At 67.7% G+C, this 24,605-nt stretch carries 22 protein-coding genes; 10 read left to right on the top strand and 12 right to left on the bottom strand.

Features of this window, described 5'->3' with window-relative positions; genetic code table 11:
• Positions 1-8: 8 nt before the first annotated feature.
• From ACWF99_RS31455 to ACWF99_RS31475, 5 genes are all read left to right on the top strand, one after another.
• The gene (locus ACWF99_RS31455; RefSeq protein ID WP_378657243.1) at positions 9-728 is read left to right on the top strand and encodes a phosphoadenylyl-sulfate reductase; all 720 of its coding nucleotides are present in this window, start codon (positions 9-11) and stop codon (positions 726-728) included.
• On the top strand, positions 707-1,684 hold the full coding sequence (gene cysD / locus ACWF99_RS31460; protein ID WP_266298608.1) for a sulfate adenylyltransferase subunit CysD: 978 nt from the start codon (positions 707-709) through the stop codon (positions 1,682-1,684). Before ACWF99_RS31455 ends, cysD begins: the two co-directional genes overlap by 22 nt.
• On the top strand, positions 1,684-2,979 hold the full coding sequence (locus tag ACWF99_RS31465; RefSeq protein ID WP_452538164.1) for a sulfate adenylyltransferase subunit 1: 1,296 nt from the start codon (positions 1,684-1,686) through the stop codon (positions 2,977-2,979). The genes cysD and ACWF99_RS31465 overlap by 1 nt, the downstream gene beginning before the upstream one ends.
• Complete coding sequence (locus tag ACWF99_RS31470) at positions 2,979-3,836, top strand: sirohydrochlorin chelatase (RefSeq protein WP_452538165.1); 858 nt, start codon at positions 2,979-2,981, stop codon at positions 3,834-3,836. Before ACWF99_RS31465 ends, ACWF99_RS31470 begins: the two co-directional genes overlap by 1 nt.
• Positions 3,837-4,142: 306 nt before the next feature.
• Positions 4,143-5,114 (top strand): hypothetical protein, encoded by a 972-nt coding sequence (locus ACWF99_RS31475; protein WP_452538166.1) that lies wholly within the window; start codon positions 4,143-4,145, stop codon positions 5,112-5,114.
• A 188-nt stretch (positions 5,115-5,302) separates the two neighbouring features.
• Here the strand turns inward: ACWF99_RS31475 and ACWF99_RS31480 are convergent, their stop codons facing one another.
• Positions 5,303-5,941 (bottom strand): TetR/AcrR family transcriptional regulator, encoded by a 639-nt coding sequence (locus ACWF99_RS31480; protein WP_378637478.1) that lies wholly within the window; start codon positions 5,939-5,941, stop codon positions 5,303-5,305.
• Between the two features lie 102 nt (positions 5,942-6,043).
• Between ACWF99_RS31480 and ACWF99_RS31485 the strand changes: the two genes are divergently transcribed.
• A complete protein-coding gene (locus tag ACWF99_RS31485; RefSeq protein ID WP_378637476.1) occupies positions 6,044-7,462 on the top strand; it encodes an MFS transporter in 1,419 nt (472 codons plus the stop codon).
• Between the two features lie 16 nt (positions 7,463-7,478).
• Positions 7,479-8,174 (top strand): SGNH/GDSL hydrolase family protein, encoded by a 696-nt coding sequence (locus ACWF99_RS31490; protein WP_378637474.1) that lies wholly within the window; start codon positions 7,479-7,481, stop codon positions 8,172-8,174.
• Positions 8,175-8,256: 82 nt separating this feature from the next.
• Here ACWF99_RS31490 and ACWF99_RS31495 read toward each other — a convergent pair whose 3' ends face one another.
• Entirely contained in the window at positions 8,257-9,195 is a 939-nt protein-coding gene (locus ACWF99_RS31495) for a helix-turn-helix transcriptional regulator (RefSeq protein ID WP_452538167.1), read from the bottom strand.
• Between the two features lie 94 nt (positions 9,196-9,289).
• Here ACWF99_RS31495 and ACWF99_RS31500 point away from each other — a divergent pair, with 94 nt between their 5' ends.
• Positions 9,290-9,700 (top strand): VOC family protein, encoded by a 411-nt coding sequence (locus ACWF99_RS31500; RefSeq protein ID WP_379224995.1) that lies wholly within the window; start codon positions 9,290-9,292, stop codon positions 9,698-9,700.
• Between the two features lie 41 nt (positions 9,701-9,741).
• On the opposite strand, the gene ACWF99_RS31505 is transcribed toward ACWF99_RS31500, so the two are convergent.
• The 9 genes from ACWF99_RS31505 to ACWF99_RS31545 form a co-directional block, all read right to left on the bottom strand.
• Positions 9,742-10,539 carry an HAD family hydrolase gene (locus ACWF99_RS31505; protein WP_378637467.1) on the bottom strand — a complete coding sequence of 266 codons (798 nt, stop codon included), beginning with the start codon at positions 10,537-10,539 and terminating at the stop codon, positions 9,742-9,744.
• Between the two features lie 404 nt (positions 10,540-10,943).
• On the bottom strand, positions 10,944-13,163 hold the full coding sequence (locus ACWF99_RS31510; RefSeq protein ID WP_452538168.1) for an Hsp70 family protein: 2,220 nt from the start codon (positions 13,161-13,163) through the stop codon (positions 10,944-10,946).
• Between the two features lie 758 nt (positions 13,164-13,921).
• Positions 13,922-15,508 carry an FAD-dependent oxidoreductase gene (locus tag ACWF99_RS31515; protein ID WP_378637462.1) on the bottom strand — a complete coding sequence of 529 codons (1,587 nt, stop codon included), beginning with the start codon at positions 15,506-15,508 and terminating at the stop codon, positions 13,922-13,924.
• 12 nt (positions 15,509-15,520) lie between these two features.
• The gene (locus ACWF99_RS31520; protein ID WP_378637746.1) at positions 15,521-16,525 is read right to left on the bottom strand and encodes an AurF N-oxygenase family protein; all 1,005 of its coding nucleotides are present in this window, start codon (positions 16,523-16,525) and stop codon (positions 15,521-15,523) included.
• Positions 16,526-16,894: 369 nt separating this feature from the next.
• Entirely contained in the window at positions 16,895-17,890 is a 996-nt protein-coding gene (locus tag ACWF99_RS31525; protein WP_378657214.1) for a sulfate/molybdate ABC transporter ATP-binding protein, read from the bottom strand.
• Entirely contained in the window at positions 17,887-18,693 is an 807-nt protein-coding gene (gene cysW, locus ACWF99_RS31530; RefSeq protein WP_452538169.1) for a sulfate ABC transporter permease subunit CysW, read from the bottom strand. The genes ACWF99_RS31525 and cysW overlap by 4 nt, the downstream gene beginning before the upstream one ends.
• The gene (cysT, locus tag ACWF99_RS31535; protein ID WP_452538190.1) at positions 18,690-19,541 is read right to left on the bottom strand and encodes a sulfate ABC transporter permease subunit CysT; all 852 of its coding nucleotides are present in this window, start codon (positions 19,539-19,541) and stop codon (positions 18,690-18,692) included. Before cysT ends, cysW begins: the two co-directional genes overlap by 4 nt.
• A 92-nt stretch (positions 19,542-19,633) precedes the next feature.
• Positions 19,634-20,686, bottom strand: coding sequence for a sulfate ABC transporter substrate-binding protein (locus tag ACWF99_RS31540; RefSeq protein ID WP_378637454.1), 1,053 nt, complete (start codon positions 20,684-20,686; stop codon positions 19,634-19,636).
• 210 nt (positions 20,687-20,896) lie between these two features.
• Positions 20,897-20,986 carry an Ms4533A family Cys-rich leader peptide gene (locus ACWF99_RS31545; protein WP_019045829.1) on the bottom strand — a complete coding sequence of 30 codons (90 nt, stop codon included), beginning with the start codon at positions 20,984-20,986 and terminating at the stop codon, positions 20,897-20,899.
• Positions 20,987-21,060: 74 nt separating this feature from the next.
• Between ACWF99_RS31545 and ACWF99_RS31550 the strand changes: the two genes are divergently transcribed.
• Positions 21,061-22,110 carry a M48 family metallopeptidase gene (locus ACWF99_RS31550; RefSeq protein ID WP_378637452.1) on the top strand — a complete coding sequence of 350 codons (1,050 nt, stop codon included), beginning with the start codon at positions 21,061-21,063 and terminating at the stop codon, positions 22,108-22,110.
• A gap of 111 nt (positions 22,111-22,221) precedes the next feature.
• Here ACWF99_RS31550 and ACWF99_RS31555 read toward each other — a convergent pair whose 3' ends face one another.
• The gene (locus ACWF99_RS31555) at positions 22,222-22,458 is read right to left on the bottom strand and encodes a hypothetical protein (RefSeq protein ID WP_378637449.1); all 237 of its coding nucleotides are present in this window, start codon (positions 22,456-22,458) and stop codon (positions 22,222-22,224) included.
• Between the two features lie 140 nt (positions 22,459-22,598).
• Between ACWF99_RS31555 and ACWF99_RS31560 the strand changes: the two genes are divergently transcribed.
• The gene (locus tag ACWF99_RS31560; protein WP_378637447.1) at positions 22,599-24,566 is read left to right on the top strand and encodes a glycoside hydrolase family 15 protein; all 1,968 of its coding nucleotides are present in this window, start codon (positions 22,599-22,601) and stop codon (positions 24,564-24,566) included.
• Positions 24,567-24,605 lie beyond the last annotated feature (39 nt).

Below are 24,605 nucleotides of genomic sequence, written 5' to 3' on the forward strand. Positions count from 1 at the left end.
TCCCCACTGTGACCACGAATCTCGCGGCCAAACTGTCCGAGGCCGAATTGCGCGCGCTCGCCGAGCAGGGTGCGGCCGAGCTGGGCCCCGATGCCTCGCCCGCCGACCTGATCGCCTGGACCGACAAGGTCTTCGGCAACGGCTACATCGTCGCCTCGAACATGCAGGACGGTGTGCTGGTCCACCTGGCCGCGCAGACCCGTCCCGGTGTGGACGTGCTGTTCCTCGACACCGGCTACCACTTCGCCGAGACCATCGGCACCCGCGACGCGGTCGAGGCCGTGTACGGGGTGAACGTGGTGAACGTGCGCCCCGAGGCGAGCGTCGCAGAGCAGGACGAACTGCTCGGCAAGGATCTGTTCGCCCGTGACGCCGCCGAATGCTGCCGGCTGCGCAAGGTGGTCCCGCTGAAGAAGTCGCTGAGCGGCTACAACGCGTGGATCACCGGCATCCGCCGCGTCGAGGCGCCCACCCGCGCCAACGCGCCGCTGATCTCGTTCGACGAAGCCTTCGGCCTGGTGAAGATCAACCCGATCGCACCGTGGTCCGACGACGAGATGCAGGCCTACATCGAGGCCAACGGCATTCTCGTCAATCCCCTGGTGGAGGAGGGTTACCCGTCCATCGGCTGCGCGCCGTGCACGCGCAAGCCCGAGCCGGGGTCCGATCCGCGCAGCGGCCGCTGGGCCGGTATCGCCAAGACCGAATGCGGATTGCACCAATCATGACCATCACCACCACCGGGAGTGAGCCTGTGAGTACCAACACCACCGAACGCGAACTCGGCCTCACCGAGTTCGACACCCTCGCGGCGCTGGAATCCGAGGCGATCCACATCTTCCGTGAGGTCGCGGGCGAGTTCGAGCGTCCCGTGATCCTGTTCTCCGGCGGCAAGGACTCCACCGTCCTGCTGCACCTGGCGCTCAAGGCCTTCTGGCCCGCGCCGCTGCCGTTCACACTGCTGCACGTGGACACCGGCCACAACCTCGACGAGGTGCTCGAATTCCGCGACAAGGTGGTCGAGCGCTACGGTCTGCGCCTGCACGTGGCCTCGGTCGAGGAGTACCTGGCCGACGGCCGCCTGACCGAGCGTCCCGACGGCATCCGTAACCCGCTGCAGACCGTGCCGCTGCTCGACGCCATCACCGAGCACCGCTTCGACGCGGTCTTCGGCGGCGGTCGTCGCGACGAGGAGCGCTCGCGCGCCAAGGAGCGGATCTTCTCGCTGCGCAACGCCTTCGGGCAGTGGGATCCGAAGCGTCAGCGCCCCGAGCTGTGGAACCTCTACAACGGCAAGCACGCGCCGGGTGAGCACGTGCGGGTGTTCCCGCTGAGCAACTGGACCGAGCTCGACATCTGGCGCTACATCGCCCGCGAGGACATCGACCTGGCGTCGATCTACTACGCGCACGAACGTCCGGTGTACTCCCGCGACGGCATGTGGATGACGCCCGGAGTGTGGGGTGGCCCGAACGAGAACGAGGTCCTCGAGACCCGTTCGGTGCGCTACCGCACCGTCGGCGACGGTTCCACCACCGGCGCCATCATCTCCGACGCCGCCGACAACCAGGCCATCCTGGCCGAGGTCGCGGCGTCACGACTGACCGAACGCGGTGCTACTCGCGGTGACGACCGTGTGTCCGAAGCCGCCATGGAAGACCGCAAGCGAGAGGGTTATTTCTGATGTCCGACCTATTGAGGCTGGCCACCGCCGGTTCTGTCGACGATGGCAAGTCCACGCTGGTCGGACGGCTGCTCTACGACACGAAGTCCGTGCTGGCCGATCAGATCGACGCGGTCACCCGCGCCTCGGTCGACCGTGGACTGTCCACACCGGACCTGTCACTGCTCGTCGACGGCCTGCGCGCCGAGCGTGAGCAGGGCATCACCATCGACGTGGCGTACCGCTACTTCGCCACGCCCAAGCGGTCTTTCGTGCTGGCCGATACGCCGGGGCACGTGCAGTACACCCGCAACACGGTGTCGGGCGCGTCCACCGCGCAGCTGGTGATCCTGCTGACCGACGCGCGCAAGGGCGTCATCGAGCAGACCCGTCGCCATGCGGCCGTGCTGGCACTGCTCGGTGTGCCGCGTCTGGTGCTCGCGGTGAACAAGATCGACCTGGTCGACAACCCGGCCGAGGTGTTCGCCGAGATCTCCGCCGAGTTCAACGAGCTCACCTCGAAGCTGGGCTGGGCTTCCGAGGACGTCATCGAGATCCCGGTCTCGGCGCTGCACGGCGACAATATCGCCAGCCGCTCCGAGAACACCCCGTACTACGACGGCCCGTCGCTGATCGAGCACCTCGAGTCCGTTCCGGTGGACGCTGATTCGACCGGCACGCACGCGCTGGGTCTGCGTTTCCCGGTGCAGTACGTGATCCGTCCGCGCACCGCCGAATACCCCGACTACCGGGGTTACGCGGGTCAGATCGCGGCCGGTTCGGTGTCGCCCGGCGACGAGATCGTGGTGCTGCCCTCGGGTAAGAAGACCACCGTCGAGCGCATCGACACCCCGGACGGCGAACTGGCCGTCGCGCAGGTCGGGCGCAGCGTGACGCTGATCCTGGCCGACGAGGTCGACATCTCGCGCGGCGACATCATCGCCTCGGTGCACGACGCGCCGGAGTCGATCGACACCTTCGACGCGACCGTGTGCTGGCTCGGTGACAAGGGTCTGCGTCCCGGCGCCCGGCTGCTGCTCAAGCACGGCGCCAAGACCACCCAGGCCATCGTCGGCGCGCTCGTGGAGCGGTTCGACGAGCAGACGCTCACCGCACAGCCCAGCCCGGAGTCGCTGGAGCTCAACGACATCGGTCGCGTCTCGCTGCGCTTGGCCGAGCCGATCCCGGCCGACGACTACCGCACCAACCGGCACACCGGGTCGTTCCTGCTGATCGACCCCGCCGGTGGCAACACGCTCGCGGCCGGCCTGGTCGGCGACGTGCTGACCTCGGTCGAGGTCGGTACCGCGGTCTGATGTATCGCCTGCCCGCTCCGCCGCGTGGTGCCGTTCCGGTGCCGCGCGGCGCAGGCGGGCCCGCGTTGATAGCGGTTGCCCACGGCAGCCGCGATCCGCGTTCGGCGGCGACCATGGCGGCCGTGGTCGCCGACGTTGCCGCTGCCCGGCCCGACATCCCGGTCCGGCTGGCTTTTCTGGATCTCAGCACGCCCACGGTGGACGAGGTGGTCGACGACCTCGCCGCCCAGGGCCACACCGACGTGATCGTCGTTCCGCTCCTGCTGGGCAACGCTTTTCACGCGCGGGTCGACCTTCCGGCGCTACTGGCCGAGGCCGGCCGCCGTCATCCCCGGCTGCGACTCACCCAGGCAGCGGTACTCGGCCCCGATCCACTGCTCATCGCCGCGGTGGCTGACCGAGTCGCACTCTCGTGCCGTCTTCCCCTGCTCCCCGACCTGGTCACACCGTTGGTCCCCGCTGTTCCCGGTGCGTTCGCTGCCGCAACCGATCCGTTGCGTGATACTCCGGTCGGAATCGCCGTCGCCGCTGTCGGTTCGCGCGATGCCGCGGCCAATCGGCGGACCGCGGTGGTGGCTCGACGACTGGCCGCCGTGACCGGCTGCCCTACTGAAATGTGCTTCGCGACAGTCGAACCCGGTATCGAGCGTGCCGTGGATCAGCTGCGGGCGCGCGGAGCCGAACGCATCGTCGTCGCGCCGTGGTTTCTGGCGCCGGGGCTGCTCACCGACCGGCTGGTCGCGGCCGCGCCCGAGGTCGTGCATGCCGATGTCATCGGAGCGCACTCCGCGCTGGTCGACGTGATCTGGGCTCGATACAACACTGCCGTCGCCACCGAGCTCGTACTCTCCGCCTGAGCCCAGCGGATCCGGGCCGCTTGGTCGCGCCCCCGAACGGGTAGCCCGTCGCACTGCCCTCGATTCAGCGCGAGCCCACTCCGCCCGGTTCGGGACGTGAACGCGAGGTTCGCGCTGCCCACATCCGCACCCGCGACAATCCTCGCCTTCACCTACACGGCCAGAAGTTCGCCTGTATCGCGTCTCTAGACACAACCGGATTCGGCATCCACGGTGGCACAGCTCACAGGGCTTCCACCCTTTACCGCATACCCCCCAGGGGTATATGTTCGTATCAACGCACAGCGAACTGAGAGAGGCGAAACGATGACCACCAACGCCCACGCCGGACACACCACACACGTCGACCCCGCAGCCCAGCCCGGTCACGTCGAACAGGGCACCGCGCACGGCGGACACGCGGAACACGGCGGCGGTGCGCACGCCCTGCACAGCGGTCACGCGCCGCAGGGTGGCGCCCATGCAGGACACGAGGCCCACACCGAGCACGGCGGTGGCGCACACGCCGGACACGGCACACACACAGCTGGGCACGATGCGGGTCTGCCCGGGGGCCTGCGGATTACGCAGGACGGGTACACCCTCGACCTCGAGACCACGATCGCCGAGCCCGGCAAGATCGACTTCCGATTCCGGATTCTCGGCCCGGACGGGTCGGCAGTGACCGAGTTCGACGCGATTCACGATCGCGAACTGCACCTGATCGTGGCGCGTCGCGAGCTGACGGGGTTCTGGCACGTACACCCGCGGCGGGAAGCAGACGGCACGTGGGCGATTCAGCTGGACCTCCCCGAAGCCGGGGCCTATCGGGTGTTCACCGATATCGCACCGCGCGCACTCGGCCGCACCATCACCCTCGGCGCCGATCTGGCGATCGCGGGACACTATGCGCCACAGCCGGTTCCAGCGGTGAACCGCGCCATCGACGTCGACGGCTATCAGGTGACCGTGGCCGGTGAGTTGCGTGCCGAGGGCGATCTGCTGACGCTCACCGTGCGCAAGAACGGCGAGGCCGTGACGGATCTGCAGCCGTACCTGGCGGCTTTCGGCCACCTCGTCATCCTGCGCGCGGGAGACCTCGCGTACGTCCACGTCCACCCCAACGGCGAACCCGGCGACGGCATCACGCCCTCGGGCCCCGAAGTCACCTTCCACACGGCGGTTCCGGGCCCCGGGACCTACCGCCTGTTCCTGGACTTCAAGCACGCCGATGTCGTCCGTACCGCCGCATTCACCCTCACCACGACACCCCAGCCGAAGAAGGAACACCAGCACTGATCCGAGGCCGCGACCTCCTAGCCAACGACCTCGACTCACCGGACACCAGCGCCACTACCAACACCGGTAGCGGCGCTGTCCGCGTATTCAGGCCAGACCCGGATGACACACCGGACCGCAGCGGCCCTGGCCGGAGCGCTGGGATCTCGTCGCATCAGACGTGAGTACGCGCCCGGCAGGCCGCCCGACTAGAGCCGACCAGGCTGAATTTCGCTCGGCGCTTCCGACAACAAGCGGGTCGCGATGGTACGGGCCGCTTCGACACGGGCCGAATCACCGGTCTGGCGAGCGACATTGGCGGCGCTCACGATCGCGTCCAGTTCGAAGACCAGCAGATCGGGGTCGGCGTCGGCGAGTTCGCCCATGGCCTGAGCCTTCCGGACCTCGTCGGCCAGGAAGGACAGCCAGTAGTCGTGATCGGCGACGACGGCGTCGCGCACGGGGCCGGGCTTGCTGCTGAATTCAGTGAGGGTGGCCACCCGGAAACAGCCGCCGGGGAAGGGCGGATTCTCGATGTGCGCGAACCAGCCGTCGATCATCGCGCGCACCCGGGTTCCACCGCGTGGCACGCGCAGGCCGGGCGCGATGACTCGTTCGATGAAGATGTCACGCCCCGCCTGGACGGCGGCGAGTTGGAGCGCCTCCTTGGTGCCGAAGAGGGTGGCGATGCCGCTCTTGCTGATGCCGAGGTCGGTGGCGAGCCTGCCGATACTGAGGCCGTCGAGACCCTCGACGGAGGCGAGTTCGGCGGCGCGCCGGGCGATGGTGGCGCGCGCACGGGCGCCCTTGGCCAACCGCTGATCGCTCGGTTCCGTCAACTGGGTCATGCGCATCATTGTTCCACCGCGGGGTTGCGAAGGCGAACGATCGGTCGTACTTTTATTTACGAACGATCGTACGTTCTTATTTCTCCCCTCGAAGGACTCCGCATGACCGACGTGTCAGCTCGGCCCGAAGATCCGCTCAGCACAGCTACTCCCGACAGCAGCGCCGCGGGCCGCACCCTCGTCGTCGCCTCTGGCGCGGCATTCATCGCCTTCCTCGACCTCTCCGTCGTCAACATCGCGTTCCCGACGATCGCCCTGAGCTACCCCGGCACCCCCACCGGGACGTTGACCTGGATCGTCAGCGGCTACGCGATCGCGTTCGCGGCGCTGCTCACCCCGGCCGGGCGCATCGCCGACGCGCTGGGTCGCCGTCGCCTGTTCGCGCTGGCACTGGCCGGATTCGCCATCACCTCGCTGCTGTGCGGGCTGGCGCCCGGCGCGGGCTGGCTCATCGCCGGTCGGGTCCTGCAGGGCATCGCGGCGGCGTTCATGGTGCCCGCGGCACTCGGGCTGGTGCTGGAGGCCACGCCACGAGCGAAGATCGGCGCCGCCATCGGCGCCTGGTCGGCCGCCGGTGGTTTCGCGGCGGTGGTCGGCCCGGCGCTGGGTGGCGCGTTGGTCGAGGCGTTCGGCTGGCGTGCGGTGTTCCTGATCAATGTGCCGATCGCGTTGGCGCTGATCGTGCCGGGACTGCGGCTACCCGGCGGCGACCAGGGCTCCCGCGAGACGACGCTGCCCGATCCGCTCGGCACGCTCGCCGTCGCGATCGGGCTCGGTGCGATCGTCGCGGCCGTCACCGAAGGCCAGTCGTGGGGTTGGGCCGCACCGGGCACGCTCGTCGCGTTGCTCGGCGGTCTCGCGCTGACCGTGTTCGCGCTGATTCGCTCCCGTCGGCACGTCAATCCCGCTGTCGCCGTAGCACTGTGGCGTGATCGGCAATTCGCCATGGCGAATGCGGGTTCGTTCTTGTTCGGCGCCTCGATGTTCGCGTGGCTGCTGGCCGGTCCGCTGTTCCTCGATGCCGTCTGGGGCTATTCCGTCCTCGAATCGGCGGCGGCGCTGACCGTCGGCGCGGTGGCCTCGATGGTGACCGCCGTTGTCACCGGGCGGATTACGACACCGGCAGGCCAGCGGTGGGTAGGTGTGCTCGGTGCGCTGATGTCGACCGCGGCGCTGGTCTGGATGAGCACCGACGCCTTCGGGCCCGAACCCGCGCTGTGGACAGCGTGGATTCCGGCGGGCGTGCTCGGCGGCGGCGGAATCGGCATCGTCGTCACGGTGTTCGGCACCGCGGCAGCGAGTTCTGTTCCACCGCAACAGTTCGCGGCCGGGATCGGGATGAACGTCACCGCCCGGCAGGTGGGCGGAGCACTCGGCATCGCCGTACTGGCGGCCATCTTCTCGTCGACCTCCGACGACCCGCTTCGCGGCTTCCACCTGCTGTTCGCCGTGTGCGCGGCCATCAACCTCGCTGTCGCACTGCTGCTTGCCGCGCCGTCGCGCGCTCGTTCGACCGACTGAACCAGAGGAGATCGACATGCCTTCCAGTCCACCACTATCCGTGCAGTTCTCCGCCGAGGCCGATGATCCGCTGGTACTGGCGCCGGAGCAGGCCGCCGCGTTGCTCGCGGGGGCACCGTGGCAGCGTTTCGCGGTACTCGGCGATTCGATCGCCGCGGGGACGGGTGACCCCAGTCCCGGGTACGCTCCCACCGGCTGGGCCGATCGGGTCGCAGCACACCTCACTTCGGTGAATCCCACACTGGCCTATCGCAATACGGGCCGGATCGGCGCGACCAGCGGTCAGGTCATCGACCGCCAGCTCGCCGAAATCCTGGAGTTCGCACCGGATCTCGTGCACCTCAGTTGCGGCGGCAACGACCTGTTCACCGCAGGCGGTGACGTCGATCAGCTGCGCACGAATCTGTCGACGATCCTCACCGCGCTGGCCGCCACCGGGGCACAGCTGTCGATTTTCACCGTGGCCGACGTGTGGTCCGTCGAGCGGATGGCCCCGATGCGAGCCATGCGGCCGCAGATGATCGCGTTCAACGAGGTGGTGCGGGCGGTGGCCGCCGAATTCGATGTGGTGCTCACCGAATTCTGGAACCATCCGCTGCGGTCGAGACCCGAGCTGATGAGCGCGGACCTCATCCACTTCACCACGAGTGGGCACGCGGTGGTGGCCGGTGAGGTGGTCAGGTCGCTGGCCTCGCTCATCGACAGGTCGTAGTGGGGGCGGGGCGGTCGAAGCAGGATCGCCCCGCACAGACCCCGTTGCTCAGTCGGCAACGACCTGTCCGCCGATGCGGCTCTCACCTGTTGTCGTGCACCAATCGAGTGCCGAGTGCGACCAGTTCGGATCTCACCTCGGCAGGACCGACCACCTCCACGTCGCCGCCCCAGCCCGCCAGCTGCCGGGCGACCATCTTCGCGGTATCGGCGGTGATCTGTGCTCGCACCCGGCCGTCGGGTGCCGGGCCGAGCAGAGTGCAGTTGCGGCCCTGCTGATCGGCCAGGATGGGGGCGAGCTCGGTGGAGACGAGAACCGTCGCGGAAACGGCGGCGCGCCGGCCCTCCATCCGTTCGACGATCTGAGCCCATTCCGCGTGAAGATCGAAATCCGCTGGTCGCTCGGCTGTTTCGTCGAGAGTGATGGCCCCGGCGATACGGTCGAGGCGGAAGGTTCGCTGCCCGCGGTCGGTGCCCGCGATGAGATACCAGACCGTCTCCTTCTCGACCAGGCCCCACGGATCGATCGTGCGGACCGTGCGTTCCCCCTTGCGCAGGTATTCGATGCGCACGCGGCGGCGATCCACCACCGAGCGGCGCAGCGTATCGAGTACCGCGGGTGCTTGCGGATCGGGACGACCCCACCGCGCCGGATCGACCACCACCGCGTCGGCCGCGGCGGCCGCATCGGCGCGGAAAGTGTGCGGTAGGGCGCGGACCAGTTTGCGAAGGGCCGACTTCAGTTCGGGGGCGGCCTGGGCCGCCGGACCCGCGAGCAAGAACAGCGCCCTGGTCTCCCCCGCCGTCAGTCCGGACAGGTCGGTGCGGGCGCCCCCGATCAGCGACCACCCGCCCCCGCGACCCGATTGCGGATAGACCGGGATGCCCGCGGCCGACAAGGCCTCCAGGTCACGGCGGGCCGTCGCCACCGAGACTTCGAGCTCGGCCGCGACCTCGGCGGCCGTCACCCGCCCGCGTGCCTGCATCAACAACAGGGTGGCTACCAATCTGTCCGCTCGCATACTCGGTAATTCTGCCGAACAAAGTGCTCATTCGGTGAGCACTTTAGCTGGCAAAGTCGTTGTCACACCGAAGCGACAACCGAATGGAGCAGACATGCTGCGCGGAATGGCCACCACCACCTACTACGCCGACGACCTCACCGCCGCCAAGGACTGGTACAGCGAATTCCTCGGCATCGCGCCGTATTACGAGGTACCCGGCGGGTACTACGAGTTTCGGCTCGGGCCGTTGCAAGCCGAGCTGGGAATCATCAACCGCGCGTATGCCCCGGCAGGCGCGCGCAATGCACCGGGCGGGGGCGGAGTCGTGTTCTGGCAGGTCGACGACCTCGCGGCCACCTTCGCCCGGTTGCTCGAGCTCGGCGCCACCGAGTACGAGCCGATCACCGAACGCGGCGAAGGCGCCGGGTTCGCGACCGCGGCGGTGCTGGATCCGTTCGGCAATGTGCTCGGCATCATGGCGAACCCCCACTATGTGGCGATGACCGCGTCGGTGTCGACCTAGGGCCCACGTTCAGGCTGTGGCACCGGTGGCGACAACCGCACTCAGGTGAACCAGCGCTCGAGGACGGTGGCCACTCCGTCCTCGCTGACGTCACCGGTCACCTCGTCGGCGAGGGCGAGCACCGCGTCGGGCGATCCTGCCATCGCTACCGAATGTGCCGCCCAGCGCAACATCTCCCGGTCGTTGAAGCCGTCGCCGATGGCCAGAGTCGCGTCGGCCTCGACGCCCAGGAGGAGCCGAAGTTGTTCCAGTGCCCAGCCTTTGGACACACCACGCCGCGAAACCGTGAGCCATGGACCGTATTCACCGTGCACCCAGGACGCCTCGGGCACATCGAACGTTTCCAGTAGGCGCAGCATCTCGTCGGGGCTGCCGTCGGGCCACCAGCCGTTGAGGCGCGGGGTCGGCACACTGCTCAGCGTGCGGTGGTCGACCAATTGGAAGTCGCCGATCGAGAACTCCCCCGGCCCGTGCCCCGTCGCCCAGGTACCGACGCCCACCTGTTCCGCGGCGAAGATCATCGCTGGGAACAGCGTGCGCAGCGCGAGCACGGCAGGTCCCGGATCGAACGACTGAACCGCGACCGGCTCGCCACGCGCCACGTCGATGTGCACAGCACCGTTGGAACACAACGCATGCCCCTCGGCGAGTCCGAGCTCGCTCAGCACCGGACGCGTGGTGAGCACCGTTCGCCCGGTGGTCACCACCACATGCGCGCCCGCCGACACCGCCGCCCGCACCGCCGCTCCCACCCGCGCGCTGATATCGACCCCCTTCGCCAGCAGGGTCCCATCCACATCGAGCGCAATCAGCTTCGGCGCTCCCCCAGCTAAACCCACCGCCCCATTGTGCCCGCACCCACCGACACCCACCCCGGTTTCAGTACCGGCGCTCCGGCCCCCCGAACCGCAAAGAACCTACCGCGGTGGCAGCGAACCGCGCCACCGACTCTCGTGGCAAGACCTGCTCGAGCCGCGGCGAGACCGCGACATGGGCTGTGCGGATGAGGGATGGGCGAGTTCTTCGATCGCCGCACCGTCGCGGTATGCGCCTCGCGCGTGAGCTGCGCTCAGTGACATTTCGGTGTCACCGTCGGCCGCGTGGACGAAGCTGTGAGCTTCCAGTTCTCGCGGCCGACGTCGCTCGCCTATCCGATGTACATCCCACGGGCGAGGCGGGGCCGACCCGTCAGCAGTAAGACCCGCTGATGTCGCGGCGGAGCCACAACGGGCGTGGCCGATGGTCAGCGGCGTGAGCCGCCACCCCCGCCACCGCCGCCGCCACCCCCGCCACCGGTAGAGCCACCTGCTGATGCACCACCTTTGGAGCCGCCCGAGGAAGCACCAGCGGAGGACGCACCACCGCCGGAGGACGCACCACCAGCGGATGACGCACCCCCGGCGGACGCACCACCAGATGACGCACCGCTGTCGGATCCGCCACCGGAGGACGCACCACCAGATGCACCGCCGCCTGACGCACCACCACCGGACGCGCCGCCGCCTGACGCACCACCGCTCGACGCACCACCACCGGAAGCACCACTGTCAGATCCACCACCCGACGCACCACCACCGGAAGCACCGCCACCCGATGCACCGCCACCGGAAGCGCCACTGTCAGATCCACCGCCAGACGTACCACCACCGCCGGCACTGCCGCCGTTCGATGCACCGCCATCGGACGCGCCACCGCCGGTTGCACCACCGGAAGTGTTTGTGCCGCCAGATGTTTCACCACCCGCCGAGCCGCCTGCGTGACCTCCGTCAGTCGTACCGCCGGTCTGCGTTCCGCCCGAGGTGCCGCCAACCCCGCCGGTCGAAGCGCCGGGACTGGAAGGTGTTGTGCCGGTGCCGGTTCCACCGGTCGAGGCCGATCCTCCGACGTCGATCGTGACGCCGCCCGTGCTCGGCGTGGATGCGCCACCGGTCGGCGTGGACATGCCGTCTATCGGTGCCGTACCCGGTGATGGCGCGGTGCCTACCGCGGGAACAGTGCCGGGCGAGGTCGGAGTGCCCGGTACTTCAGGGGTGCCGGGGCTCGAGATCGGGCCGCCGTGGGGAAGTTCGGGAGCGCCGGGGCTGGTCGGTGTGTTCTGGGGTTGGGCGGCCTGTTGGCCGAAGGGTAAGGGGTTGATGAAGCGGGCCGGGTCGCCGTAGGTGGTGCGGGCGAGGATCGGCGACTTGCAGTCGTTGCCGACGTCCAGGCGGCCGGGGGCGCCGCGGTCGGCGCTTCCGCCGGGGCGTGAAGTGCCGCCGGGCGCGGTCGCGGGGGCGATGAAGTTCTCGTAGGCGCTGCGGGCCGCGGCTATGCTCGCCACCCGGATGCGGCCGTTGAGCGGGTCGACATCGCTGACCAGACCTGCGGTTCGGGCGGCGAGGAGGTCGGCGCTCATGTCGTAGAGCAACGCGTCGGCGGGAGCGCCAAGGACCGGGAACCGGTCGAGGACCGGCATCAGGCCGGGGTCGAAGGGGCTGCCGAACACGGTCATCGCCGACATGGCCAGCGCGGAAACGACTGCCGCGCTGGAGAACACCGCGACGTGCGGCACCGGGCCACCGGTTTGCTGCTCCGGCGCGAAGGTGCGAGCCGCCAAACCCGCAGCGCCCGAGGCGATCACCTGACCGGGGTCGGCGACGGTGACGAGGGGAACGCCGAGTTCGGCGAGGGTGCGGGCGACTTCGGGCGGGCGTGAGGCACCGCCGACCACGAGAATGCGCGACAGGTCCGCGAGCCGCAGCCCCGCCGCGGACACGCTCTTGCTGACCAGCGGGAAGGTGTCGCGGATGTGTTCGGCGCGCAGCGCGTCGATGTTCACCATGGAGGTGAGGGTCTGGGTCGCGCGGCCCGGACCCGGATCGCCCGCGTAGCGAGCGACCATCTCGCCGAGCGGCTTACCGCCGAAATCGGAGGACCGCGTTGGAGTTCCGACCATCGGGTGGTGCGGCCAGTCGGGACCGACGCGCAGCACGGTGAGGTCGAGGCTGGTGGCGCCCAGGTCGTAGACGAGCACGAAGCCCGGTTCCAGTGGGCCGCGATCGACCTCGAGCCATTCCGCGGCGGCGACCGGCTCCGGCACCAACAGGACCTCACCGGCGCCCGCGAGATGCAGCGCCTGGCCGAGTAACGAGACCTGTTTGTCGGTATAGACCGCCGGATAGGTCAACACGATCCCGGCGGGCGGTTCGGCCAGCTCGATCAGACCGGTGACCACCGCGGCGATCAGGTTGGTCGCCGAGTAGAACCGTCCGCCCATCACCATCGGCTCCGGCTCGCGGGTCAGATCCGCGAAATCCGTGATCGCCGAAGCGAATTCGTTGATCGCGCCGATACGGGGCCTACCCGCGTCGTCGAATGTCAGTGCGGTGCGTCGTGTGCGCACCGTCGGCTTGGCCGGATCGTCGGCGACTACCGCCGAAATCGCATTGACCGCACCGATACTCAAGCCCAGACCTCTGGTCATGTTTTTGCTATCCCGTCAACGCACCGTGACCACGTCCAGCACGCGAGCGCACCATGTGGCCGCGGTCGTCTTCCAAACAGCTCGCCTAGATTAACTGGCACGTCCGCGAATTGCTGCCGGATTGATACGGAAACCGCAACCATGCGTCACCACAAGGCGATTCGCGCAGGTGAGATCGTTGAAGCCTAAATATCCACCCCCCTGAACACCCACCCCGCGATTCGCAGACTCCGAGAAGCAGCTACCTGCGAGTAATCGGACAGAGCGCCCACTGAATACATTCTTCGAGTTTGTTATCACGGACATTCAGCGCACTTACCGGCTGGTAACCAATTCATTTACTACCAACACGATTTCACTGGTAGCGAATTACATTCCCCCATTTCGAAGTTGGCCCGCTTTCACTGACACGTCAACGCAGCGACCGAATCCCGCCAGCGCGACCCCTGCGCACGCCGGTTGACCGAAAGGACGGAGAGACACCGACCGGATGTTCGAAAAACCAAGGGAAAGAAGGCACTACGCATGCCCACTCGATGCGCCGACCAGGTCGTACTCGTCAACGGCGCCGGCTCCGGCATCGCCAAGGCGGCCGCGCGCTGTTCGTCGCGACCGATGTCACCGTCGACGCCGATGTGCGCACGTGGCGCCGTATGTGGTCGCCGAGCACGCCGTCGTCGGACTCAGCCGGTCGCGCAGTAGGCACACGAAAGGCCCGCAACGTCTCCCAGTGACGTTGCGGGCCTTTCGCTTTTCGATCAGCTGCGAGCGAACAGCCGCTTCACCGAACGTTCCCTCTGCACCGCGGCGCCGCGGGCGACCGCCTGCGGGCGACGGGCGCGAACGAGACGGTCGAACTCGGCCGCGGCGCGGGTGGGCTCACGCAGCTTGCCGCTGTTGAAATCGTCGGCGAGCTGCTGCACGGTCTCCTGCGCACACGACTTGTTGGTCCCGATGAAACCGGTCGGGCCGCGCTTGATCCAGCCGGTCACATAGGTGCCGGGGAAGACCTCGCCACCGGGCGCGGTGAGCACCCGGCCCGCGTCGTTCGGGATCACCGCACGGGCGTCGTCGAACGGCAGATCCACGGTCGGGACCCCTCGGTAACCGACCGAGGTGAGCACGACACCCGCCTCGAGCAGTGTCGTATCACCGGTCGGCGTGGCGGCCACGCGACCTTCACCATCGGCGACGAGCTCGTTGCGCTCCACCCGTACCCCGGTCACCGTGTCGGTGCCGACGATCTCCACCGGCGAGGACAGGTAGCGGAACACGATGCGCTTGCGCTCGCCGAACGGGCGATTCGCGACGCTGTGCAGCAGGCGCAGCTTCTGCTCGACCTTGTAGGGCAGATCCGGCGTGATCGCGGGCAGCTCGCCGTCGATCGCGATGTCGATATCGGCGGCCAGCAGGCCGACGAACTCGGGCACCGTGAACGCCGACTCGGCCGGACCACGACGGCCCAGGATCACGACCTCTTCGATCTTGCTCTCGCGCAATGCCTTCAGCGCGTACGGCGCGATATCGGTGTCGGCGAGCAGCGCCGGATTCACGGTCAGGATGCGCGCGACGTCGAGCGCGACGTTGCCGTTGCCGACGATCACGACCCGCTTCTGGTTCAGGTCGAACCGATCCTCGGCGTGGTCGGGATGGCCATTGTACCAGGCGACGAAATCGGTGGCCGACACATTGCCCGCCAAGCCTTCGCCGGGAATGTCCAGCTTGCGATCCGAGGACGCGCCGACGGCGTAGATCACGCCGTGGAAGTGCTCGAGCAGCTCGGCATGGCTGATGTGCTTGCCGATCTCGACATCGAGGTAGGTACCGAAGTCGTCCTGCTTCGACATGATGTCGAACAGGTCGGCGACCTTACGCGTGTGCTTGTGATCGGGCGCGACGCCCAGGCGCGCCAGACCGTAGGCCTGCGGGAGGCGGTCGAACATCGTGACCGCGACACCGGGCTGGGTGAGCAGCTCGTCGGCGGCGTACATCGCCGAGGGACCCGATCCCACGATGGCGACGCGCAGCGGGGAGCGCTGCGTGTCGATCGCGGGCGGCATCACCGGCGCGGCCAACGTCGGCCGATCCCGCTGCACGCGGTAGAAGTCGGCGTTGATCTCGATGAACGGCTTCTGCTCGTCGGTCAGCTTCTTCGACGAGGTGATGGCATCGACGGGGCATGCGGTGGCACAGGCACCACAGTCCACGCAGGCCGCCGGATCGACGTAGAGCATCTCTGCGGTACGGAAATCCGGCTCATCCGGGGTGGGATGAATGCAGTTGACCGGGCACGCGTAGACGCACGAGGCGTCACTACAGCATGACTGGGTGACAACGTATGGCATATTGCTATCGTCTCAGGCAGCGTGCTTCGCGGAGCGCTTGGGCTCCGAGCGGTACCGGCTGGACGGGCCGTCGATACCGAGCAGCTTCCACACCTTGCGGGCGACCGGGTTCATCAGACCGATCTCCTCGGCCAGCGCGCGCACGTCGACGTAGTAGTCGGCGAAGGTCCGCTTCGATTCCTTGGAACCGTAGAACAGGTCCTTGCGGACCTCGGCGGGCATGTCGAACTGCTTGAAGAAGGTCTTCGGCGGCGTCGCGATGGCGCGGCCGAGGATGAACATCACGATCGGCATGGCGATCGAGAGCACAGCCTTGTTGAGCGCGGGCTGGGCCGGAACGTTCTTCTTCAGGAACTCGTGGGCGAAGGAGATGTGGCGAGCTTCCTCGGCCACGTGGATCGCCATCACGCCGCGCATGATCGGGTGGATGTCGTCACCCGAGCGCAGGATGTCCTTCTGGATGTGGTCGATCGGCTCTTCGCCGGCGAGCACGGCCATGAAGAAGAAGTTCGGGAACAGCGCACCGGCCGGGGCGGCCAGGTGACGCAGCTGACGCACGAGCGGGTTCATGCCCGGCACGTCGGCGACGCGGTTCACCATCTCCTGGAACATCAGAGTGTGGTTGTGCTCTTCGATCATCTCGTGCGAGCAGTACCGGAACTCCGGGTCGTTGTTCTTCAGGTTGAAGATGTGCTGCATCATGCCGATGATCAGGATCGCCTCGAACTGCAGGCCGACCTTGGCCACATTGGCCTGGCGGACCTTGCCGATCTCGATCTTCTTGTCCAGCGGCAGCGCCTGGTACCAGGGGTGGCGACCGATGGGGTCGGCCGAGGTGACCAGGACCCAGCGCTCGGGCTTGCAGTTCGGATCGAAGTCGGGGGCGTCCCAGTCGATGTCCTCGAACGGGTCGAAGTGGCGATCGACCGATGCCTCGGACAGCATCAGCAACTTCTCGGCGTACGCCTGAGCCTCTGCGACTACAGGATCGACGTCAGGGGTGGTGGGCGCAGACATCGTCGTCACTGCCTCTCCTCTAGGGACGTTTACTGTTTCCAATGGTTACACCTACACCGAGTCACGTCAACTCCATGCCATGCCGAATTTCTCGTGTCCGGCGTGGCGAAAGCCCTGTTGAGGAAGCTACTCGCCAGTAAAAATGCCTCTACCTGTGACACTGCGTCATGCACAGTCTTCGGGGGGCCGCGGCGAGACACGAAAAATAGTTGTCCGGCGAGCGCGTCGAACCGGCCTACGGACCGCCGGTACCGGTTAACCTGCGCCGATCCACATCAGTCGAACCGCGCACGGACCGCCGGCGAACCCCTCGACAACGCACCGAGGCCCCGCGACAGATGTCGCGGGGCCCCGGTTGTCGCTGGAGGATCAGGCCAGGGGAAGGTCCGGGATCCGGGTGGCACGGGCGTACACGGTCTCGCCCTCGGTCAGGTGCAGCGCCGCGGCATCACCGCGAGTGACCTGGGCGGCGAACTGGTCGCCGGTCGCGGCATTGCGCAATTCCAGGCGCACCTCGAAACCGAGGCGCACGATCCGCTCCACCGTGGCCCTGGTGACGCCCGCCGATTCGGCGGTGCCCTCGTGTTCGGCCATCGCCATGCTCGGATCACGCCCGACGCGGATGTCGTGCGGGCGGACCAGATGGCCGTTGAGCCGGGCGACCGCGCCGAGGAACGACATCACGAACTCGTTGGCGGGCCGGTCGTAGACCTCCTCGGGCGAACCGACCTGCTCGATGCGGCCCTTGTTCATCACCGCGATACGGTCGGCCACATCCAGCGCCTCCTCCTGGTCGTGGGTGACCAGGACGGTGGTCACGTGGACCTCGTCGTGCAGCCTGCGCAGCCACTGCCGCAGATCGGTGCGCACCTTCGCGTCGAGCGCGCCGAACGGCTCGTCCAGGAGCAGCACCTGCGGGTCGACGGCCAGCGCGCGGGCCAGTGCCATGCGCTGACGCTGACCGCCGGAGAGCTGCGCGGGATAGCGGTGCTGGAAACCGTCGAGTCCGACGATGCCGAGCAGCTCGTCGACGCGCTTGTCGATCTCCTTCTTCGGCCGCTTGCGGATGGTCAGGCCGAAGGCGACGTTGTCGCGCACGGTCATGTGCTTGAACGCGGCGTAGTGCTGGAACACGAAGCCGATATCGCGCTTCTGCGGCGCCACGTGGGTGACGTCGTTACCCGCGATCACCACCACACCCGAGTCGAGGGACTCGAGACCGGCGATCGAACGCAGCAGCGTCGACTTGCCCGAACCGGACGGGCCGAGCAGAGCGGTGAGTTCGCCCGAGGGGATATCGATGCTGACATCGTCGAGGGCGGCGAAGGAACCGTAGTTCTTGCGCGCGTTGGTCACGGTGATCATTCGGTGCCCCGCTTGCGTTCGAGGAGAGTCATCAGGAGAAGGACGATCAGCGCCATACCCATCAGCAGGGTGGCCGCGCTGTAGGCGCCGAAGGTGTTGTGGTCGTTGATATAGCGGCCGTGCACCAGCAGGGTGAGCGTCTGGGACTTACCGGGCAGCGCCGTGGAGACCATGATCACCGCGCCGAATTCGCCCAGCGCGCGGGCCACGGTGAGCACGACGCCGTAGGTCAGGCCCCAGCGGATGGCGGGCAGGGTGATGCGCCAGAAGGTCTGCCAGCGCGAGGCGCCGAGGGTGGCCGCGGCCTGCTCCTGATCGTCACCGATCTCGTGCAGCACCGGCTCCACCTCACGCACCACGAACGGCAGCGTGACGAAGATGGTCGCGATCACCATGCCGGGCAGGCTGAAGATCACCTTGAAGCCGAGTGATTCCAGCCCACCGAACCAGCCGCCCGCGCCCCACAGCAGGATCAGTGACACACCGACGACCACCGGCGACACCGCGAACGGCAGGTCGACGATGCCCTGCATCAGACTGCGGCCCGGGAACTTGCTCCGGACCAGCGCCAGCGCCGTGACCACACCGAACACCACGTTCAGCGGCACCACGATGACCACGATGATCATCGACAGCTGGAACGCCGAGATGGCCGCGGGCGTGGTGATCGAGTCGATGAACGCGCCGATCCCCCGCTCGAACGTGCGCAGCAGGATGATCACCAGCGGCAGCACCAACAAGATCAGCAGGTAGCCCAGCGCGATGGTGCGCAGCGAGATCCTGGTGAACGCGGACAGTTTCATCGGGCCGCCTCTTCTTTGCGCGAAGTGCGTTCGGCGAGAATCCGCAGCACGAGCAGGCTGACGAACGAGATCACCAGCAGCGCCACCGACACCGCGGCCGCGTTGACCGGCCGGTCGACCTCGATCTGCTGCTGGATGTACTGCGAGGTCATCTGCGTCTCGCGCGGAATATTGCCGCCGATCAGCACCACCGACCCGTACTCACCGATCGCCCTGGCGAAGGCGAGGCCGCCGCCGGAGATGATCGCCGGCGCCAGGGTGGGCAGCACGATGCGCCGGAAGGTGATCCAGTTGCTCGCGCCCAGCGACAGCGACGCCTGCTCCACTTCCTTGTCGACCTCGATCAGCACCGGCTGCACCGAGCGCACCACGAACGGCAGCGTGACGAAGGCCAGCGCCACCACCAGACCGGGCTGGGTGGCGTTGAGGTGGATGTCGACCGGGCTGTTCGGGCCGTAGAGCGAGAGCAACACGATCGAGGCGACGATCGTGGGCAGCGCGAACGGAAGGTCGATCAGCGCGTTGACGATGCCCTTGCCCGGGAACTCGTCACGAACCAGCACCCAGGCGATCAGCGTGCCCATCACGACATTGATCACGGCGACGATCACCGAGACGCCGATCGTCACCTTCAGCGAGTCGAGCGCCGAGGGCGCGGTGACCGCGTCCCAGAAGCCGGACCAGCCGTCTTCGAAGGAGCTGACGGTGAGCGCCGCCAGCGGCAGCAGCACGATGAGGCTGAGCCACAGCACGGCGACACCGATGCCGAACGGGCCCACCGACCCGGTGACGCGCAGCCAGGCCCAGCGATGTCCGCGCGAGGTCGGCGGCTTCTTGTCCAGTTTCACGGCGCCGCCGGGATCGGAGGTATCCCCGGTCCCGGCGGGCCCACTGCTGTCAGTCACAGTTGTCCAGTATCGCGTGTGAGCCGGGTCACGGCCTACTTGGTGGCCTTGTCGTAGATGACGGCGACCTTGCCGGTGCCCTGCGCGAACAGATCCTTGTCGACAGCCTTCCAGCCACCGAGGTCGTCGATGGTCCACAGCTTGGCCGGGGTCGGGAAGTCCTTGGCGAACTCGGCCGCGACCTTCGGGTCGACCGGGCGGAAGCCGGCCTGCGCCCAGGCCTTCTGGCCCTCGGCGGTGAACAGGAAGTCGCGGAACGCGGTGGCCTTGGCCAGGTTCTTCGAGTTCTTCAGCACCGCGACCGGGTTCTCGATCTTGAAGGTGGTGGGCGGGTTGATGTGCTCGATCGGGTCGCCGTTGCGCTCGGAGAAGATGGCCTCGTTCTCGTAGCTCAGCAGCACGTCGCCGGTGCCCTGCAGGAAGGTCTCGGTGGCTTCACGGCCCGACTTGGGCTGCACCTTCACGTGCTCGGGGGAGACCAGCTGCGACAGGTAGTCCAGACCGGCCTGCTGGTTCTTGCCGCCGTCGCTCTTGGCGGCGTAGGGCGCGAGCAGGTTCCACTTGGCCGAGCCCGAGCTGAACGGGTTCGGGGTGACGACCTCGACACCCGGCTTCAGCAGGTCGTCCCAGTCCTTGATGCCCTTGGGGTTGCCCTTGCGCACCACCAGGGTGACGACCGAACCGAAGGGGATGCCCTTGGTGGCGTCGGCGTTCCAGGTGGACTCGACCAGGCCTGCATCGACCAGGCGGGTGATGTCGGGCTCGACGGAGAAGTTCACGACGTCGGCCTCGGCGCCGTCCTTGACCTTGCGCGACTGATCGCCCGAGGCGCCGTAGGAGGCCTGGACCTGCACACCCTTGCCCGCGTCGGTCTTGTTGAACTCGGGCACGACCTTGTCGAATCCCGGCTTCGGGACAGCGTAGGCGTAGAGGTTGAGGGTGCCCCCGCTGCCGTCGGCCACGGTAGCGCCGCCGTCGGTCGAGTCGCTGGCGCCGCCGCCGCAGGCGGTCAGGGCGACCGCGGCGACAGCAGTGAGAGCGATGGCGGCGGCGCGGCGGCGCGAGCCGATCCAGGTGTTGCGAGACATCGGGGTGTACCTTTCGGGAAAGGACCTGCGGCGCAACGATTTTCGTGGCGGCAGGGAAGATCGTGTCGATCGGTAGACCTGTCGTACGTGGATATACGACAGTTGGCGCGACTCGGGCCCAACGGCCCCCGGAGTGACGGACTACGACTGCGAAAGGAAAGCGCGCGCCAGTCTACTGGGCAAGAACGCGCAGCCGAGTCCGGTGGCCGATCATCGACAGAGAATGTCTGCGACCGCGAGGTTGCCGACAGCGATCAACGCCAACTCATGGCGGATCTGCGGGGCGACACTCGACGACACAGGCAGACTGTAGCAGATTGCGCCATGATGATCGCAATCGACGAGAGTTCTCTAACCAGGGGGGATTTCATCCTATGACCATGGCTCCAGACCGGGTTCGCACGCGTTTTCCGGAGATCAGCACGCGCGCTTGGGAACACCCGGCCGACCGCACCGCGCTCGTGGCGCTGCGCTCGCTGAGCGGCTTCGATACGGTGCTGCGGGCGCTGTCGGGATTGTTGCGGGAGCGCCAGCACCGGTTGATGTACCTGGCGACCGCCGTGCGGGTCGACGATCGGCAGTTCCGCACCCTGCACCAGTTGCGCGCGGACTGCGTCGGCGTGCTCGACGCGCAATCCACCCCGGAGATGTTCGTGCTCCAGGACCCTTCGGTGAACGCGTTCACCATCGGGATGGACAAGCCGTTCATCGTGCTCACCACCGGCCTGCTCGAACTGATGGACACCGAGGAACTGCGGTTCGTGGTCGGCCACGAACTCGGCCACGCGCTGTCCGGGCACGCGGTGTATCGCACGATGCTCATGCACCTGATGCGGCTGTCGGCCTCGGTCGGCTGGATGCCGGTGGGCGGCTGGGCGTTGCGCGCGATCGTGGCAGCGCTGATGGAGTGGAGCCGCAAGTCGGAGCTGTCCGGCGACCGGGCGGGGCTGCTGTGCTGCCAGGACGTGGAGGCTTCGGTGCGCGTGCACATGAAGACCGCGGGCGGCGCGTGGCTGCACGAGATGAACCACGGCGCGTTCCTCGACCAGGCCGACGACTACATGCGCTCGGGCGACCTGCGCGACGGCGTGCTCAAGCTGCTCAACCTGGAACTGCAGTCGCACCCGTTCTCGGTGCTGCGCGCGGCCGAGCTGCGCCGCTGGATCCAGTCCGGCGAGTACGAGCGGGTGCTCGGCGGCAGCTATCCGCGTCGCGAGCAGGACAAGAACGCGCGGATCAGCGACGAGGTCAAGGAGGCGACCCGGCACTACCGCGAGTCGTTCGACCAGTCCGAGGACCTGCTGGTCCGCACGGTGCGCGACCTGGGCCGCGACGTGGGCTCGGCGGTGAACACGGTGGGTCAGGAAGTCGGCCGCACGGTATCCGACCTGGGCAAACGTTTCGACGACTGGCGCAAGAACTAGCCGCCGGGTCGGCGCGGGCTGGTGCTCGCGCCGACTAGCGCGTGAAGAACCACGCGATGACGACCAGGACCAAGAGGGCGATGAGCGCGAGCTGGACGCGAGAACGTGGCATCAGCGGGCACCGCTGCCGACGGTCGGGCGTTCGGCGAGGGTGACCGGCATCGGCGGTTCGATGCGATCGTCGCGGCGCAGCAGGCGGAAGGCCATGCGCAGGCTGCGGTCGAGCAGGAAGGCGATGGCGAAGCTGATCGGGACCATACCGACCAGCACCACGAGAAACTGCGGAATGAAGGGCAGCCCGGCTACCCAGAGTTCGAACCCGTCCCACCAACCTGCGATGCGTTGCACGCCGTCCAGCCTAGTCGGTCGCTGTGAACGCCCTCGCCGTCCGCACGGCCGCGGGCGAATTCCCGGCCGCGACCGGCCGATACGCCGAGATCGCCGCCCCGAGCGGTGGACGCGCGCCCACACCGCCGTGATGATGGGGTATGGAGTCTTCCAGCGCTGACAGCCTGCCGATTCTGAGTCCGGTGTCCTCCAGCGGCCGTCGCGGCGCGTTTCCCCCGATCGACGACTACGCCTTCCTGTCCGACTGTGAAACCAGCTGCCTGATCGCCAGCAGCGGTTCGGTGGAGTGGATGTGCGTGCCACGCCCGGACTCCCCCAGCATTTTCGGCGCGATCCTCGACCGCAGCGCCGGGCATTTCCGGATCGGCCCCTACGGAACGAACGTGCCCGCGGCGCGGCGCTACCTGCCGGGCGGAATGATCCTGGAAACCACCTGGCAGACCGAAACCGGCTGGCTGATCGTGCGCGACACACTGGTACTCGGCCCGTGGCACAACAACAACGCCCGGTCCAAGACCCACCGGCGCACCCCGATGGACTGGGACGCCGAACACATCCTGTTGCGCACCGTCAAGTGTGTGAGCGGCACCGTCGAGCTCGAAATGAGCTGTCAGCCCTCGTTCGACTATCACCAGAGCGGGGCCAAGTGGGAGTACACCGGCAAGGTCTACGAGCAGGCGACCGCGCGGGCGTCGAGCGATCCCGACAGTGGGCCGTCGCTGATTCTCACCACCGATCTGCGCCTCGGCCTGGAGGGTAGGGAGGCACGCGCCCGCACCAGGATGGCCGAGGGCGACCAGGTGTTCGTCGCGCTCACCTGGTCGGAGCTCCCCGCGCCCGCCACCTACGACGAGGCCGCGCAGAAGATGTGGGCGACCACCGAGTGCTGGCGGCGCTGGATCACCCAGGGTGATTTCCCCGACCATCCGTGGCGCAGCTACCTGCAGCGCAGCGCACTCACGCTCAAGGGGCTCACCTACGCGCCGACGGGCGCGCTCCTCGCCGCCGCCACCACCTCACTTCCGGAAACCCCTGGCGGAGAACGTAACTGGGACTACCGCTACACCTGGGTGCGCGATGCGAGTTTCGCGCTGTGGGGCCTGTACACCCTCGGCCTCGACCGCGAGGCCAACGACTTCTTCGCCTTCCTCGACGACGTCACCACCGGCGAGAACGGGGACGCGGTCCCCCTGCAGGTCCTCTACGGAATCGGCGGCGAACGGCAGATCACCGAATACGAGCTGCCGAATCTGTCCGGCTACGACGGCGCGCGCCCGGTCCGCGTCGGCAACGCCGCCTACGACCAGGACCAGCACGACATCTGGGGCACCATGCTCGACGCGGTGTACCTGCATGTGAAATCGCGCGGGCAGGTGCCGGAATCGCTGTGGCCGCTGCTCGAACGCACCGTGCACGCGGCGATCGCGAACTGGCGCAAACCCGATCGCGGGATCTGGGAGGTCCGCGGCGAACCGCAGGACTTCACCTCGTCGAAGGTGATGTGCTGGGTGGCGCTGGATCGCGGTGCCCGGCTGGCGGAGTTGCACGGCCAGCACGAGCGCGCGGCCGAGTGGTTCGAGATCGCCGAGGAGATCCGCGACGACGTCCTCGAATTCGGCGTCAGCCCGGAGGGCATCTTCACCCAGACCTATGGTGGCAACACACTCGACGCCTCGCTGCTGCTGGTGGTGCTGACCCGTTTCCTGCCGCCCGACGATCCGCGCATCCGCGCGACGGTGCTCGCCATCGCCGACCGCCTCACCGTCAACGGACTGGTGCTGCGCTACCGCACCGAGACCACCGACGACGGTCTGGAAGGCGAGGAGGGCACCTTCACGATCTGTTCGTTCTGGCTGGTCTCTGCGCTGGTGGAGATCGGCGAACTCGAACGGGCCACCAACCTGTGTGAGCGGCTGCTCGGACTGGCCAGCCCGCTGCGCCTCTACGCCGAGGAGATCGACTCACGCACCGGACGTCACCTGGGCAACTTCCCGCAGGCCTTCACCCACTTGGCGCTGATCAACGCCGTGACCCACGTGATCCGGGCCGAGGACCAGCGCAACGCGGGTCAGTTCCAGCCCGCGCACTCGCCTTCGCACCGATCATGAGACTGGAGCCGCCGACGTCTTCGCCCGGTGCCGGACACA

It is taken from the genome of Nocardia sp. NPDC055002, assembly GCF_053608825.1.

What these genes read in the sequence shown, in the direction of transcription:
- cysD (WP_266298608.1), top strand. Translation starts at nt 707, where the DNA reads ATGCGGATTGCACCAATCATGACCATCACCACCACCGGGAGTGAGCCT.
- ACWF99_RS31465 (WP_452538164.1), top strand. Translation starts at nt 1,684, where the DNA reads ATGTCCGACCTATTGAGGCTGGCCACCGCCGGTTCTGTCGACGATGGC.
- ACWF99_RS31470 (WP_452538165.1), top strand. Translation starts at nt 2,979, where the DNA reads ATGTATCGCCTGCCCGCTCCGCCGCGTGGTGCCGTTCCGGTGCCGCGC.
- ACWF99_RS31475 (WP_452538166.1), top strand. Translation starts at nt 4,143, where the DNA reads ATGACCACCAACGCCCACGCCGGACACACCACACACGTCGACCCCGCA.
- ACWF99_RS31480 (WP_378637478.1), bottom strand. Translation starts at nt 5,941, where the DNA reads ATGACCCAGTTGACGGAACCGAGCGATCAGCGGTTGGCCAAGGGCGCC.
- ACWF99_RS31485 (WP_378637476.1), top strand. Translation starts at nt 6,044, where the DNA reads ATGACCGACGTGTCAGCTCGGCCCGAAGATCCGCTCAGCACAGCTACT.
- ACWF99_RS31490 (WP_378637474.1), top strand. Translation starts at nt 7,479, where the DNA reads ATGCCTTCCAGTCCACCACTATCCGTGCAGTTCTCCGCCGAGGCCGAT.
- ACWF99_RS31495 (WP_452538167.1), bottom strand. Translation starts at nt 9,195, where the DNA reads ATGCGAGCGGACAGATTGGTAGCCACCCTGTTGTTGATGCAGGCACGC.
- ACWF99_RS31500 (WP_379224995.1), top strand. Translation starts at nt 9,290, where the DNA reads ATGCTGCGCGGAATGGCCACCACCACCTACTACGCCGACGACCTCACC.
- ACWF99_RS31510 (WP_452538168.1), bottom strand. Translation starts at nt 13,163, where the DNA reads ATGACCAGAGGTCTGGGCTTGAGTATCGGTGCGGTCAATGCGATTTCG.
- ACWF99_RS31515 (WP_378637462.1), bottom strand. Translation starts at nt 15,508, where the DNA reads ATGCCATACGTTGTCACCCAGTCATGCTGTAGTGACGCCTCGTGCGTC.
- ACWF99_RS31520 (WP_378637746.1), bottom strand. Translation starts at nt 16,525, where the DNA reads ATGTCTGCGCCCACCACCCCTGACGTCGATCCTGTAGTCGCAGAGGCT.
- ACWF99_RS31525 (WP_378657214.1), bottom strand. Translation starts at nt 17,890, where the DNA reads ATGATCACCGTGACCAACGCGCGCAAGAACTACGGTTCCTTCGCCGCC.
- cysW (WP_452538169.1), bottom strand. Translation starts at nt 18,693, where the DNA reads ATGAAACTGTCCGCGTTCACCAGGATCTCGCTGCGCACCATCGCGCTG.
- ACWF99_RS31540 (WP_378637454.1), bottom strand. Translation starts at nt 20,686, where the DNA reads ATGTCTCGCAACACCTGGATCGGCTCGCGCCGCCGCGCCGCCGCCATC.
- ACWF99_RS31550 (WP_378637452.1), top strand. Translation starts at nt 21,061, where the DNA reads ATGACCATGGCTCCAGACCGGGTTCGCACGCGTTTTCCGGAGATCAGC.
- ACWF99_RS31560 (WP_378637447.1), top strand. Translation starts at nt 22,599, where the DNA reads ATGGAGTCTTCCAGCGCTGACAGCCTGCCGATTCTGAGTCCGGTGTCC.